This is a genomic window from Pseudomonas sp. RT6P73 (genome assembly GCF_054897715.1).
In genome coordinates, this window is record NZ_JBUBUV010000002.1 from 1,813,238 (window position 1) to 1,827,219 (window position 13,982).

General features: G+C 57.8%; 15 protein-coding genes and 1 tRNA gene. 10 read left to right on the top strand and 6 right to left on the bottom strand.

Annotation, left to right across the window (positions count from 1 at the left end):
- Positions 1–85: 85 nt before the first annotated feature.
- A complete protein-coding gene (locus tag ACYZT6_RS08865; protein WP_462026547.1) occupies positions 86–1,369 on the bottom strand; it encodes an NAD(P)/FAD-dependent oxidoreductase in 1,284 nt (427 codons plus the stop codon).
- Positions 1,370–1,552: 183 nt separating this feature from the next.
- Here ACYZT6_RS08865 and ACYZT6_RS08870 point away from each other — a divergent pair.
- Positions 1,553–1,629 (top strand) — tRNA-Val (locus ACYZT6_RS08870).
- A gap of 718 nt (positions 1,630–2,347) precedes the next feature.
- A complete protein-coding gene (locus ACYZT6_RS08875; RefSeq protein WP_462026548.1) occupies positions 2,348–2,542 on the top strand; it encodes a hypothetical protein in 195 nt (64 codons plus the stop codon).
- Positions 2,543–2,827: 285 nt separating this feature from the next.
- Here ACYZT6_RS08875 and ACYZT6_RS08880 read toward each other — a convergent pair whose 3' ends face one another.
- On the bottom strand, positions 2,828–3,538 hold the full coding sequence (locus ACYZT6_RS08880) for an alpha/beta fold hydrolase (protein WP_462026549.1): 711 nt from the start codon (positions 3,536–3,538) through the stop codon (positions 2,828–2,830).
- A gap of 107 nt (positions 3,539–3,645) precedes the next feature.
- Here ACYZT6_RS08880 and ACYZT6_RS08885 point away from each other — a divergent pair, with 107 nt between their 5' ends.
- A complete protein-coding gene (locus ACYZT6_RS08885) occupies positions 3,646–4,101 on the top strand; it encodes a DUF2214 family protein (RefSeq protein WP_462026550.1) in 456 nt (151 codons plus the stop codon).
- 194 nt (positions 4,102–4,295) lie between these two features.
- Here the strand turns inward: ACYZT6_RS08885 and csrA are convergent, their stop codons facing one another.
- The gene (gene csrA, locus ACYZT6_RS08890; RefSeq protein WP_007938114.1) at positions 4,296–4,490 is read right to left on the bottom strand and encodes a carbon storage regulator CsrA; all 195 of its coding nucleotides are present in this window, start codon (positions 4,488–4,490) and stop codon (positions 4,296–4,298) included.
- Between the two features lie 251 nt (positions 4,491–4,741).
- Here csrA and ACYZT6_RS08895 point away from each other — a divergent pair, with 251 nt between their 5' ends.
- Together ACYZT6_RS08895 and ACYZT6_RS08900 are read left to right on the top strand one after the other, a co-directional pair.
- Positions 4,742–5,107 carry an SPOR domain-containing protein gene (locus tag ACYZT6_RS08895; protein ID WP_462026551.1) on the top strand — a complete coding sequence of 122 codons (366 nt, stop codon included), beginning with the start codon at positions 4,742–4,744 and terminating at the stop codon, positions 5,105–5,107.
- A 101-nt stretch (positions 5,108–5,208) separates the two neighbouring features.
- Entirely contained in the window at positions 5,209–6,120 is a 912-nt protein-coding gene (locus tag ACYZT6_RS08900; RefSeq protein ID WP_462026552.1) for a siderophore-interacting protein, read from the top strand.
- A 58-nt stretch (positions 6,121–6,178) separates the two neighbouring features.
- Here ACYZT6_RS08900 and ACYZT6_RS08905 read toward each other — a convergent pair whose 3' ends face one another.
- The 3 genes from ACYZT6_RS08905 to ACYZT6_RS08915 form a co-directional block, all read right to left on the bottom strand.
- On the bottom strand, positions 6,179–6,868 hold the full coding sequence (locus tag ACYZT6_RS08905) for an endonuclease (RefSeq protein WP_462026553.1): 690 nt from the start codon (positions 6,866–6,868) through the stop codon (positions 6,179–6,181).
- Between the two features lie 4 nt (positions 6,869–6,872).
- Positions 6,873–7,163 carry a DUF1654 domain-containing protein gene (locus ACYZT6_RS08910; protein ID WP_017337660.1) on the bottom strand — a complete coding sequence of 97 codons (291 nt, stop codon included), beginning with the start codon at positions 7,161–7,163 and terminating at the stop codon, positions 6,873–6,875.
- Positions 7,164–7,332: 169 nt separating this feature from the next.
- Positions 7,333–8,421, bottom strand: a complete 1,089-nt coding sequence (locus ACYZT6_RS08915) for an asparaginase (RefSeq protein WP_462026554.1) — start codon at positions 8,419–8,421, stop codon at positions 7,333–7,335.
- Between the two features lie 349 nt (positions 8,422–8,770).
- Here ACYZT6_RS08915 and ACYZT6_RS08920 point away from each other — a divergent pair, with 349 nt between their 5' ends.
- From ACYZT6_RS08920 to ACYZT6_RS08940, 5 genes are all read left to right on the top strand, one after another.
- A complete protein-coding gene (locus ACYZT6_RS08920; protein WP_462026555.1) occupies positions 8,771–9,208 on the top strand; it encodes a hypothetical protein in 438 nt (145 codons plus the stop codon).
- A gap of 188 nt (positions 9,209–9,396) precedes the next feature.
- Positions 9,397–10,353, top strand: a complete 957-nt coding sequence (locus tag ACYZT6_RS08925; RefSeq protein WP_462026556.1) for a substrate-binding domain-containing protein — start codon at positions 9,397–9,399, stop codon at positions 10,351–10,353.
- Between the two features lie 55 nt (positions 10,354–10,408).
- Positions 10,409–11,962, top strand: a complete 1,554-nt coding sequence (locus ACYZT6_RS08930) for a sugar ABC transporter ATP-binding protein (RefSeq protein WP_462026557.1) — start codon at positions 10,409–10,411, stop codon at positions 11,960–11,962.
- Positions 11,959–12,936 (top strand): ABC transporter permease, encoded by a 978-nt coding sequence (locus ACYZT6_RS08935; RefSeq protein WP_010455954.1) that lies wholly within the window; start codon positions 11,959–11,961, stop codon positions 12,934–12,936. The genes ACYZT6_RS08930 and ACYZT6_RS08935 overlap by 4 nt, the downstream gene beginning before the upstream one ends.
- 3 nt (positions 12,937–12,939) lie before the next feature.
- Entirely contained in the window at positions 12,940–13,959 is a 1,020-nt protein-coding gene (locus ACYZT6_RS08940; protein ID WP_462026558.1) for a LacI family DNA-binding transcriptional regulator, read from the top strand.
- The last annotated feature ends 23 nt before the right edge of the window (positions 13,960–13,982 follow it).

A 13,982-nucleotide genomic window follows, 5' to 3' on the forward strand; every position in this document is an offset into this window, starting at 1 on the left:
TAGCGGACTGACAGGCAGCATTGATGTTGAATGTGACGGCCTCATCGCGAGCAGGCTCGCTCCCACAAAATCGTTGTTGTGCCGGTCAGTACCCGAACTTGTCCCGCAACCCGTAATACCATGCGCCCAACGCGGCAAACGGCGTGCGCAGCAATTGTCCGCCGGGGAACGGGTAGTGCGGCAGATCGGCAAACGCGTCGAAACGCTCGGCCTGGCCACGCAACGCTTCGGCCAGCACCTTGCCCGCCAAATGCGTGTACGTCACACCGTGGCCGCTGCAACCCTGGGAATAGTAGATGTTGTCGCCGATCCGTCCGACCTGGGGAAGGCGCGACAGGGTCAGCAGGAAATTGCCGGTCCAGGCGTAGTCAATCTTCACGTCCTTGAGCTCAGGGAACGCCTTGAGCATCTTCGGCCGGATGATCGCTTCGATGTTCGCCGGATCCCGCGCTCCATAGACCACGCCGCCACCGAAGACCAGGCGCTTGTCGCCGGTCAGTCGGTAGTAATCGAGCAGGTAATTGCAGTCCTCGACGCAGTAATCCTGAGGCAGCAGGCGCTTGGCAAGTTCATCACCCAAAGGTTCGGTAGTGATGACCTGAGTACCGCAGGGCATCGACTTGGCCGCCAGCTCCGGCACCAGATTGCCGATATAAGCATTGCCGGCAACGATAATGAACTTGGCCCTGACCTTGCCCTGTGGCGTATGTACCACCGGATTCGCGCCGCGCTCGATGCGCACCGCCGGCGACTGCTCATAAATCGTGCCGCCCAGCGACTCGACCGCCGCCGCTTCGCCCAGCGCCAGGTTCAGCGGATGAATGTGCCCGCCGCTCATGTCGAGCATGCCGCCGACATATTGATCGCAGGCCACTACTTCACGAATGCGCTTTTGATCCAGCAACTCCAGCTGCGTATGACCAAAACGCTCCCAGAGGCGCTTCTGCGATTCCAGATGCCCCATCTGCTTGGCGGTGATGGCAGCGAATACGCCGCCGTCCTTCAAGTCGCACTGGATATTATATTTGGCGACCCGCTCACGAATGATCCGCCCACCCTCAAACGCCATTAGCCCCAGCAACTGAGCCTGCTTGGGGCCGACACTGCGCTCGATCACATCAATGTCACGGCTATAACTGTTAACGATCTGGCCACCGTTACGGCCCGACGCGCCGAAGCCCACCTTGGCGGCTTCCAGCACCGTGACCTTAAAACCGTTTTCCAGCAGAAACAGGGCAGAGGACAGCCCGGTGTAGCCCGCGCCGATCACACAGACATCAGTCTCCACGTCATCCTGCAAGGCCGGACGCGGCGGGACCGCATTCGCCGACGCGGCGTAATAGGATTCGGGGTAGGGGGTGTTCGCCATCCGGCTGCCTCTGTTTAATATATTTTACGAGTGCATCGATCCTACCCGAGTTAAAAATCGACCGCCAGCCACCGGAAAATCTTCTTAACCGCCGCGAAATTAAATATTTTGCATATTCATAGGGTTAGCTCGAAAAAAGGTGTTGACACCCCTCCGGAATTCCGTAGAATGCCGCCTCACAGCAGGCACGTAGCTCAGTTGGTTAGAGCACCACCTTGACATGGTGGGGGTCGTTGGTTCGAGTCCAATCGCGCCTACCAAACAAAATCCGCTCTGCTGGGCGGTCTAGAAGGGGTTACCAGAAATGGTAACCCCTTTTTGCTTTCTGCGATTTGCAAAACTTTTGCAAAACTTTTGCAAAACTCCCACCTCAGAACGCCAACTCGGCGCTCACCTCCAAGTACTCGATCTTCTTTTCGTCGTGCCCCTCCTGATAGTGCTTCGTCATCTTCTCGTCCGCATGCCCCATCAATGCTTGAATGTACTACTGCGGGAAATCTTGCTGTTCGTACAGCCACGCCCCCAAAGCGCGGATCTCGTGAAAAGTAGGCCGCTCTCCGGCCGGCGCGTCTTCGTAGGCCTTCGAATCGTCACGTGCCTGAGCGAAGGAGTTGGTTAGGTAGCCCGCCGTCAGAGAGTTCCAGTGCAACTTCACGTCGAGCTGGGTCCGCTTGCGCGCCTTAGGTGAATAATGGATCAGGTACGGGCAGACGACAGGCGACCGCATGCACTCCATGACCACTTCCCGAGTGCTTGGCCCATGACAATCTCCAGGTAGACGGGCTTGTCGTTTCTGCGTCTTACTGGGTCAAAAAATAAGATTGGTCAATCGTGTGTTTCTGCTCTCTCATTGATGCTGGGCTTCGGCGCCTGTTCCTGCCAACAAATTTACGGCAGTCCGCAAGGTGTTTTCAGAAACGTGGAAACCTGCAATTCAGGCGTAAACTGGCGGTGCTACCTCACCAAAAGGAGCCGCATATGATCGCCGACCAAATGAACAAACAGGCATCTGAAGACAGGGCTGTTTGGGATCAATACTTCTGCGCTGCGTTGATTGCGGAAAGCAATCTGACGGCACCGGTTGTAGGAGGGGCTACTCACGAAGACAGGCAGAACCTGTTGATCGAAAGGGCCAAGGCGCTTGCCGACAAGATGATGAAAAACCGAAAATAACCAGAGCCCAGCCATCGCGCTGGGCTCTTCGCATTCGGCCATCAATGACGGGCGATGCGCGAGTGTCTAGGATCCATAAAAATAGTGTGGATATTTAATGGGTTACGACATTTTTTAACCAGGCAGTGATGGAAAATATATTGTTACAAGTGAGCGGTTGGGCTATTATCGCCCCGCGTTCACCACCACGGTTTATGCATTTTTAAGTCCCAAGCTTCCATCAGCTGCTTGGGATTTTTTTTTGCCTTGAATTTGTCCTGGTTCACTCGACCATCACACAGATCCTCAGCTATTTCCCTGCGCTCTGAAAAAATCGCCGATATGCCGTGCTGCTTCTCTGGGTGAAACCTGCAGCAGGCAATGCGGAGCCTGGACATCGATGACATTTACGTCTGGCTTGATCGATGAGACAAGTCTCGACGCAGTCTCCGGAACCACCCAGTCTCGGGTGGCGCGAAGATAAAGCGTGGGCACGTTGATCCTGGCCAGTTTTTCGGACACATCGACGGCGAGAACCGCGCTTAATCTTGATCGCATCACTGCGGGGCGGACTTGCTTGATGGCCTGGCACAGGGCAGTGCGCAAAGCCCTGGAGGAAAAACCGCCGAGTAAAACGTTGCTGATCCAGCCGACAGGCAGATACCGGATCGGCATCGCGGCTATCAGAAAACTCAGGTGCCTGAAGAGAGGTCGCGGGTTGCTCGCAAATGTGCTGCACAGGACGAGCCCCACCTGTTGCGGCAAACGCAACGCCGACAGTGAAATGGCGATAGGGCCCGAGAACGATTCGCCGAGCAAGACGAACGGCCTGTCGGTTGGCAGCGACTGGCGGGCGATTGCCTCAAGCTCTGCGTAGTTCAAGGGGATGTCGCAAGGATAGGTCACGACGACGATCTCGAAATCCGCTTTCAGTGCCGGTAAACACCGGTCGAAGAGTTCGCCGGTTCCGTCCATCCCTGGCAGCAGTACAAGCGTGGGTGCTTTTGGTCGATCCATGTACTCAATCCTTTGCGAAACGCCACCTGTGCGAATCGGGCGAACCCCGGTTTTTTGGTCTACTACTGACTGGCCAAACTCAAACTCAGTCTGATGGGAGTATATCGATGCTGGTTCATTGGTCGCTTGCGGCAATTCACCTGCTGGCTTTTGCCTTGGGGTTCTGGGCTGTACTGACGCGGGGCACGGCATTCAGCCGTCTGGCGGCCGGGGCGGGGGAGGCTCGCCGTGTGTTGATGGCCGATAACCTGTGGGGCATCTCTGCCGTCATCCTCCTGGTAACTGGTGGGATGCGTGCTTTCGGCGGGTACGAAAAAGGGACTGATTACTACCTTCAGCAGCCATTGTTCCATCTCAAGATGACGCTTTTCGTTCTGATTCTTCTGCTTGAAGTTGCGCCGATGATCACGCTGATCAAATGGCGGATCGCACTGAGCCGTGGCGCGGCGATCGATACCGGGCGCGCGAAGCTGTTTGCACGGATCAGTCATGTCGAAGGGTTGCTGGTGTTGCTGATGGTCGTGGCTGCCACGGGCATGGCGCGCGGCGTGACGTTTGGTTAGCCGAGTCTGATCACACTCTTCCTCGGGATTAATCCGAAACGTCTGACAGTCAGAGCAGAGGACGTGCCGTTAATATCGGCGTCACGTTTTTGGCAGGAAGAGGCGAACGAATCAACGGATGGCATTACGACGCTTTAATCTTTAGCCAGCCGTTGTCCGGGGTTGAACGGGCTGGCTACTGACTGCAACAGGATTCAGGGAGTTTGTGGCTTGTCTGGAGCGGTCAGGCCAGCCTGAATGCGTTGGTAGATTTCTTCGCGATGGACTGCGACGTCTTTCGGCGCGTTGATGCCGATCCGGACTTGCTGGCCGCTCACGCCCAGAATGGTGATCGTAATGTCGTCACCGATATTTATGCTTTCACCGACTTTGCGGGTGAGTATCAGCATGGTCTTCTCCTTGATTGCTTTATTAGGGCACCTGATTCGAACAGTGCAGAGGTCGGTGGTATGTATAGATTAGTGCGAAGTCTCACGGTTTGGGTGCCTCTTTCTGACGCGCAGATGCTGCATTAATTCCCAAGGCGTAACTATACAGAGGCCGCAACCATCATTCTCGTTGTTTTGCGCCCATTTTGCGGCACTCGGGAAGTATTCATGAATGGTAAAATCGCCGCTTTCAGCATTCAGAGGGACACGTTGTGCGCAAAATGGTCTTGGTAATCGCAGTACTGGCGTTGGTTGGGTGCGATGCAGGCACGGGCGTTGACGCTCAAAAGCCTAAGCCGGCAGTTGTTTCTGCACCGGCGGCAGCCATCGGGCCGCAATGGGATCTCGAAGTGCGAGGCCAAACAACACAGGCTGTCAGCGACCTGAGCGGCTGGCTGATCGAACACAGCTTTGTGCCCAGCGTCGTCAAGGAAAACGGCAAGACCCGAATTCTGGTCGGGCCATTCAATTCGAAAGCCGAGGCCGACGCCAAACAGGCCGAGGTAGCTGCAGCGCTTGTCCGGGCCAAGAAACAGAACATCGAATTGCTGGTGCTTGAGCGTCCCGTAGTCCAGTAACAGCCCTTTTCACGCAAGCCTTCTGTCGAAGCGCCTTAAAGGGAATCCACATTGACTCGTCTCTAAGCGTAGTCACTGTCGATTCCCAGAAGGAGCTCTCCATGGCCTCCGCCACCCCTTACAAAATCTTCGACGCGGTCCTTGCGCACAAAACAAACCTCAGTCCTCATTTGATGCGAGTGACCCTGGCCGGTCCGATGGTCACCGAAATGGCCACCTGGGCGCCGGATCAGCGGGTAAAACTGTTTTTCCCGGCCGAGAATGGGTCGCCTGCCAGGCTGGCTCATGACCCGGATTGGTATGCGCGCTACCGTTCAACGCCGGTCGCCCAGCGTCCGGCGATGCGCACTTACACCATTCGACATTTGCGGGCCGAGCAAGGCGAAGTGGACATCGATTTCGTTTTGCACGGTGAAACCGGTCCGGCCTCCCGCTGGGCGATCCGTGCAGTAGCGGGCGAGCCTATCCAGATCGTTGCACCTGATCGGCAGTTTTCAGCGCAAGACGCAGGAGGTTTCGAGTGGAAGCCGCCACACACACTCAAGCATCTGTTACTGGTGGCCGATGCCACGGCATTGCCCGCCGCTCTCGGCATTCTGGACGAGATGGCTGCCTTGGCCGAGCCGCCGGCCACTCAGGCATTTTTCGAGGTGGACAGCGCCGAAGACGCATTGCCGGTGCCTGAGTGGCCGGGTCTGTCAGTGCGGTGGTTGGTCCGGGAACATTCCAGCGACAGGGCAGCAGGTGCGCTGATGGTCGAAGCGGTACGTCAGGCGGAGCTACCGGTCACTGCTTCGCTGGCTCACGAAACGGTGGAACTGGCGGAAGTCGATGTCGACGAAGAGATTCTCTGGGAAACGTCCGAGTCGACCGGTGACGGTTTTTACGGCTGGATCGCCGGAGAAACGGTGGCCGTGATGAACCTGCGCAAATACTTGATCAAGGAACGCGGCATCGCTCGGGAGTCACTCAATCTGATGGGCTACTGGCGCTACAACAAAAGCGGCGGATAGAAACGAAAAAAAGGCCTCGGGTATTACCCCCGAGGCCTTTTTGTTTTTCAGCGGTCGATCAGCCGCAGGCTTTCATGTCCACGGGCCCGACAAACTCGTTGCCGCGACCCATCACGCACGCCACGCTCTGGTTGCGCTGACGCTCCCAGGCTTCAACCGGATAGGTCTTGTCCCATGCGTCGTACAGCTGGCGATCCTGTTTCGACAGGCGCAAACCGTACTGCTTGCTCATGTAGAAATACGTCCGGGCGATCATGCCGCGAATGGAAGGGCGGGGCATGACCTTCTTCGCCTTGAAGTCGACCTGGGTCAGGCACGAGCCGTATTGACCCGATTGGGCCGGCAGCCAACCAAAACTGAAGTTACTGCGATCCCCGTTCACCTCGCCGATACTCGGCACCAGGTTGTGCAGATCAGCCTCGGCCTTTTGATAGACAGGATCGTAGCGTGTGCAGTTCTTGCGTCCGCCTTCTTGCCAGCACTGACGCTGATGGCCGATCTGCCAGGCCGGAACGATGTGCTCCCACTCAATGCGGGCGGCGCGCTTGGCGTTCTTGCGCGGCACATACCCACACGCGGCGAGGTTGACCTTGTTGCCAGTGTATTTGCAGCCGCAATAGAACTCGGTGGATTGCGGCGCGTACAACTTCCAGGCGACTTTCTTGGCTTCGTTGAAGGTGCGTGGGGCGCCAGCCTGGGCGCCAAGAGTGATGAACAGAAACAGCAAAGCAAACCAGCGGACACTCATTGACTCAATCTTCCTTCGGCACAACCCAGAAAATCTGCACACCGCCATCGTCGCGATAGGCGAGGGTGACGTTGTCGTTTTCATCGATTTCTTCGAGCAATTGCTCCCACTCATCCACAGGTTCGTCCGGTAGACGGAAGATCAGCGCGGCTTTGGCTTTCTGAGCGGTGGGGGAATTGATGATTTTCTGAACGCGCATACCCATGCGTTCATAGGCGTCAGGAGAGGCAGAGGTGGTGGCCACGGAATTATCCTTATTAAGCTGTACGTGCATACAGTATTTAACTGTAGGCATTTTCGCAACTGCTTAAAATTCAAGAAAATCCTCTGACAGCAGTTTTTTCCGTTTGGTGTAGGAAGAAGGGAAAATTTTTAGCGGAATATCGGAAGGGCTATGAACCACTCGCCAAGGCTGGCGAGTGGTTAATGCTGTGCCCGGCCGGAACCGGTCAGGCGAGGGTGAATCAGTATTCCCAGAACATCCGCTGCAGCTCTTTGCTGTCGTTGGTCTTGGTCAGCGCGACCATGGCCAGGATGCGGGCTTTTTGCGGGTTCAGGTCATGTGCCACGACCCAATCGTACTTGTCGTCAGGTTGTTCAGCGTTACGCAGTACGAAACCGCCTGCGTTGACGTGGGACGAGCGAATGATTTGTACGCCGTCCTTGCGCAGGGCTTGCAGGGTAGGGACCACACGCGAGGAAACCGAACCGTTGCCGGTGCCGGCGTGGATGATCGCTTTGGCGCCCGACTGAGCCAGTGCCTTGTAGGCCGTGTCGCTGACGTTGCCGTAGGAATAGGCAATTTCGACGTCAGGCAGGCTCTTGATGGTTTTGATGTCGAATTCCGAGTCCATGGTGTGGCGCTTGGCCGGCAGGCGGAACCAGTAGGATTTGCCTTCAACCACCATGCCGAGCGGGCCCCAGGCACTTTTAAACGCCTCGGTTTTGATGTTGATCATTTTGCTGACATCGCGACCCGACTGGATCTCATCGTTCATGGTCACCAAAACGCCTTTGCCGCGGGCGTCTTTGCTGCTGGCGACGGCGACGGCGTTGTACAGGTTGAGCATGCCGTCAGCGGACATTGCGGTGCCCGGGCGCATGGAGCCGACGACGATGATCGGCTTGTCGGTTTTTTCAACCAGGTTCAAGAAGTAGGCAGTTTCTTCCAGGGTGTCGGTGCCATGGGTGATCACGATGCCATCGACGTCTTTGCTGTCGGCCAGTTCGGCGACGCGACGACCCAGTTGCAGCAGGTTGTCGTTGGTGATGCTTTCCGAGGCGATCTGCATGACCTGTTCACCACGAACGTTGGCCAATTGGCTGAGTTCCGGAACCCCGGCGATCAGTTGCTCGATACCGACTTTCGCCGCCTGGTAGGTCGCACTGTTAGCAGCGCTCGCGCCAGCGCCGGCGATGGTGCCGCCCGTGGCGAGGATCACCACGTTGGCCAGTTTCTGCTGGGTTTCGACTTCTTTTGCCTGAAGGGCGGTAGGCAGGAGCAGCAGGAGGGCCAAAGCGCCCGGAATAAAAGTGTTGAAGGCAGATTTCATTATTTTCTCTCTAGTAGTGAGACGGTGCTGATGCAAGTTCATCTAGATACGCCCCAGGCAGATCTGAACGCTTGGGGTATAGGTGAAGAGCAGGATCTGTACCAGCCATACGTTGAATGAGAAAAATTTTTAACATGATGATTTATATCAATATTTATCCAATGGGCGAGCAGTGTTAAACAGCCTCGTGTCCGGCTTTCCGAATAAGTTGAGGTTTCGTGTTCGGCTCTCCGAAAAGGCCTACGACCTTTGGTGAACACATCCCCTTGCCAGATAAAAAATCCGTGCTAAAGAAACCCGCGCACAGGTCGATGCTCTTTCAACGGATTTTTTATTTTCGGGAGTTCACATGTCTTTTTCTGTCGGTTTTCCAAATGCGGGCGCAATCACCATCGGTGGCAAGACGCCGTCGACGATCAATGCCTTGAATGAAGCGACGGAAGAGACGTCGACGCAGCTGACTGGAAAGGAAGAAAACCAGGTCAGGACCGGTGGTGCTGCTCAGGAAGAAAGCACCTCCGAGAGCCAAAGCACCCACAGCATCGTGGTGAAGATGCTGCTCAAACGCATGCAGGAACTGCAACAGCAACTGCGCGAACAGCAGCAGCAATTGGCAGCCGCTCAGGCGGCGTCCTATCCAACCGAGGAAGCCAAAGCCACAGTCGTCATGGCGATCCAGGGGCAGATCGGCGAAACCAATGGCGCGCTGGCCGAGGTGGCGGGCAATCTGGTGACGGAACTGGCGAAAGACTCCGGCACTGGCAGTCTGGTCAGCACGACGGCTTAACGTGGAGGGTTGGTTTTTGCCAACCCGGACACAAAACAGGTCGTTGACAAATCACAGCAGGGTTCGCATAGTTCGGTCTACGCAAACGTTTGCGCGCTGTTCGCGATGGCTTGAACCATTGACGGACGCAATGAAGCCTACGCCAGCGCAAGCGTTGCTCACAATAATCATAAGATCGGAGTGAACCCATGAAGCTGCCATTCGCTGGACGTCTTCTTGCTGTCGCTATGCTGGCCGCCGCATCCGCCGCGCTGCCTGTCTCTTCGGCTTTCGCCGAGACTCCTGAAAAACCCAAAGTCGCGCTGGTCATGAAATCCCTGGCCAACGAGTTCTTCCTGACCATGGAAGACGGCGCCAAGGCGTATCAAAAAGACCATTCCGGCGATTTCGAACTGATCTCCAACGGCATCAAGGACGAAACTGATACCGCTGGCCAGACACGCATCGTCGAGCAAATGATTCTGGCCAAGGTCAATGCGCTGGTCATCGCGCCGGCTGACTCCAAGGCCATGGTTCCGGTGATCAAAAAAGCCATCGATGCCGGTATCACCGTGATCAACATCGATAACCAGCTGGACCCGGCCGTGGTCAAAAGCAAAAACATCACCGTCCCGTTCGTAGGCCCGGATAACCGCAAAGGCGCGCGTCTGGTCGGCGAGTACCTGGCCAAGCAACTGAAGGCCGGTGACGAAGTCGGCATCATTGAAGGCGTGTCCACCACCACCAACGCCCAGGCCCGCACCGCAGGCTTCAAAGACGCGATGGAAGCGGCGCAGATCAAGGTTGTCTCGTTGCAGTCCGGTGACTGGGAGATCGACAAGGGCAACAAGGTTGCCGCCTCGATTCTTAGCGAATACCCGGACGTCAAAGCGCTGCTGGCCGGTAACGACAGTATGGCCGTCGGTGCCGTTTCCGCCGTGCGTGCGGCAGGCAAGGCTGGCAAGGTGCAAGTGGTCGGTTACGACAACATCAACGCCATCAAACCAATGTTGAAAGACGGCCGGGTCCTGGCGACCGCTGACCAGTTTGCCGCCAGGCAAGCCGTGTTCGGTATCGAGACTGCGCTGAAAATGATCAAGGGTGAGAAGGTCGACAGCGGCACCAACGGCGTGATCGAAACTCCGGTAGAGCTCGTCACCAAGTAACCCTTCTGGCGACACAACGGTGCTCGCCCGTCCGGGCGAGCGCATGGAGAGTTTTATGTCAGTTTCCGCCCCGAACGCTGTCCTCTCGGTCAGCGGCATCGGCAAGACCTACGCCCAACCCGTCCTGACCGGCATTGACCTGACGCTGATGCGCGGTGAAGTGCTGGCGTTGACCGGCGAGAACGGCGCCGGCAAAAGCACGCTGTCCAAAATCATTGGCGGACTGGTCACGCCGACCACCGGCCAGATGCAATTCCAGGGGCAGGATTACCGCCCCGGCAGCCGCACCCAGGCCGAAGACCTGGGCATCCGCATGGTGATGCAAGAACTCAATCTGTTGCCAACCCTGTCGGTGGCGGAAAACCTGTTTCTCGACAATCTGCCCAGCAATGGCGGCTGGATCAGTCGCAAACAACTGCGCAAAGCCGCGATCGAGGCCATGGCCCAGGTCGGGCTCGACGCGATCGACCCGGACACCCTGGTCGGCGAACTCGGCATCGGTCACCAACAAATGGTCGAGATCGCGCGCAACCTGATCGGTGATTGTCATGTGCTGATCCTCGACGAGCCGACCGCGATGCTGACCGCCCGCGAAGTCGAAATGTTGTTCGAACAAATCACCCGCCTGCAAGCGCGCGGCGTGTCGATCATTTACATTTCCCACCGCCTCGAAGAGTTGGCGCGAGTGGCCCAGCGCATTGCGGTGTTGCGCGACGGCAACCTGGTCTGCGTCGAGCCGATGGCCAATTACAACAGCGAGCAACTGGTCACCCTGATGGTTGGCCGTGAACTCGGTGAACACATTGACCTGGGCCTGCGCAAGATTGGCGCTCCCGCGTTGACGGTCAAAGGGCTGACCCGCTCGGACAAAGTTCGCGACGTGTCCTTTGAAGTCCGCGCCGGTGAGATCTACGGGATTTCCGGGTTGATCGGGGCAGGGCGCACCGAGTTGCTGCGTCTGATCTTCGGTGCCGACACCGCGGACAGCGGCACCGTCGCGCTGGGTTCACCCGCTCAAGTGGTGAGTATTCGCTCGCCGGCTGATGCGGTCGGCCACGGCATCGCCCTGATCACCGAGGACCGCAAGGGCGAAGGTCTACTGCTGACCCAATCGATCAGCGCCAACATCGCGCTGGGCAACATGCCGGTGATTTCCAGTGGCGGCATCGTCAACAACGCTGACGAAATGTCCCTGGCCCAGCGTCAGATCGACGCCATGCGCATCCGCAGTTCGAGCCCGACGCAGTTGGTGTCCGAGCTGTCGGGGGGCAACCAGCAGAAGGTCGTGATCGGCCGTTGGCTGGAGCGCGACTGTTCAGTAATGCTGTTCGATGAACCGACCCGCGGCATCGATGTGGGCGCCAAGTTCGACATTTATGCACTGCTCGGTGAGCTGACCCGACAGGGCAAGGCGCTGGTGGTGGTGTCCAGCGACCTGCGTGAGCTGATGCTGATCTGCGACCGGATCGGCGTGTTGTCGGCAGGGCGCCTGATCGACACCTTCGAGCGCGACAGCTGGACTCAGGATGATTTGCTTGCCGCCGCGTTCGCCGGCTACCAAAAACGTGATGCGTTGCTCAACGAAGCAGCGCCTAGGGACCTTTCATGAAAACTGCATCTTCCGCCGGCAAACGTAGTGGCAATTTCTACGGTCTGGGCACCTATCTGGGCCTGGCCGGTGCCTTGCTGGCGATGGTTGCGCTGTTCTCGGTATTGAGCAGCCATTTCCTGTCTTATGACACGTTCAGTACCCTGGCCAACCAGATTCCCGATTTGATGGTGCTGGCGGTCGGCATGACGTTCGTGCTGATCATCGGGGGTATCGACCTGTCGGTCGGCTCGGTCCTGGCGCTCGCGGCATCGGCCGTCAGCGTGGCGATTCTCGGCTGGGGCTGGAGCGTCCTGCCCGCAGCGCTGCTCGGGATGGCGATTGCGGCATTGGCCGGGACCATCACCGGATCGATCACCGTGGCGTGGCGAATTCCGTCGTTCATCGTGTCCCTCGGCGTGCTGGAAATGGCCCGTGGCGTGGCGTATCAGATGACCGGTTCGCGTACTGCTTATATCGGCGACGCCTTCGCCTGGCTGTCCAACCCGATTGCCTTCGGCATCTCGCCGTCGTTCATCATTGCCTTGCTGATCATCATCATCGCCCAGGCCGTGTTGACCCGTACTGTGTTCGGTCGCTACCTGATCGGCATCGGCACCAACGAAGAGGCGGTGCGTCTGGCAGGGATCAATCCAAAACCCTACAAGATCCTGGTATTCAGTCTCATGGGTCTGCTGGCCGGTATTGCCGCGCTGTTCCAGATTTCCCGTCTGGAAGCGGCGGACCCGAATGCTGGCTCCGGACTGGAGCTCCAAGTGATCGCTGCCGTAGTAATTGGCGGTACCAGTCTGATGGGCGGCCGTGGTTCGGTGATCAGCACGTTCTTCGGGGTTCTGATCATTTCAGTACTGGCGGCGGGCCTGGCGCAGATCGGCGCGACCGAGCCCACCAAACGCATCATCACCGGCGCAGTGATCGTGGTGGCGGTGGTGCTTGATACTTATCGCAGTCAGCGCGCAAGCCGGCGGACCTGAGTCATGGCAACGATCAAGGATGTAGCGGCACTCGCGGGGATTTCCTACACCACGGTTTCCCACGTGGTGAACAAGACCCGACCGGTCAGTGAAGTGGTGCGAAAAAAAGTCGAGGAGGCGATCAAAACCCTGGACTACGTACCGAGTGCCGTGGCTCGCTCATTGAAAGCCAAGACCACGGCGACCATCGGTTTGCTGGTGCCTAACAGCCTCAACCCGTACTTCGCCGAACTGGCCCGGGGCATCGAGGATTATTGCGAGCGTAACGGCTATTGCGTGATCCTCTGCAACTCCGACGACAACCCGGACAAGCAGCGCAGTTACCTGCGCGTGCTGCTGGAAAAACGTATCGACGGATTGATCGTGGCCTCGGCCGGCGGTGACGCGGGGCTTGCAGAAGGTCTCGCGGGCGTGCGCACGCCGATGGTGATCGTCGACCGCGGTCTGACAGGTGTGAATGCCGATCTGGTGCGTATCGACCACGAATACGGCGCCTATCTGGCCACCCGGCATCTGCTGGAACTGGGCCATCGGGACATCGCCACCATCGGCGGCCCGGCGGGCACCAGCGTGGCGCAGATGCGTCTGGCCGGTTATTGCCGTGCCTTGCAGGAGGCGGGCGTCGAAGTGCATCCCGAGCGCATGCTGGAAAGTGACTTCACCAGCACTGGCGGTTACAACGCCGCCGCGATTCTGCTGGAAAAGAACCCGCCCAGTGCGATCTTCGCCGGCAACGACATGATCGGCATCGGTGTGCTGCGAGCGGCTGCCGAGCGCAATGTTCGTGTGCCGACCGAGCTGTCGGTGATCGGCTTCGACGACATCCAGATGAGTCGTTATGTCTATCCGGCGCTGACCACCGTGGGCCAGTCGATCCTGCAGCTCGGTGAGATGGCGGCCGAGGTTCTGTTGCGACGGATCGCAAAACCCGACATGGCCACCGATCAACGGATCGTGACGCCCAGTATTGTCCTGCGAGAATCGACTGCACCGCTTGCCGGTGTGTTCGACGAATACCGCTGAAACCGAATTGACGAGTAGTGATG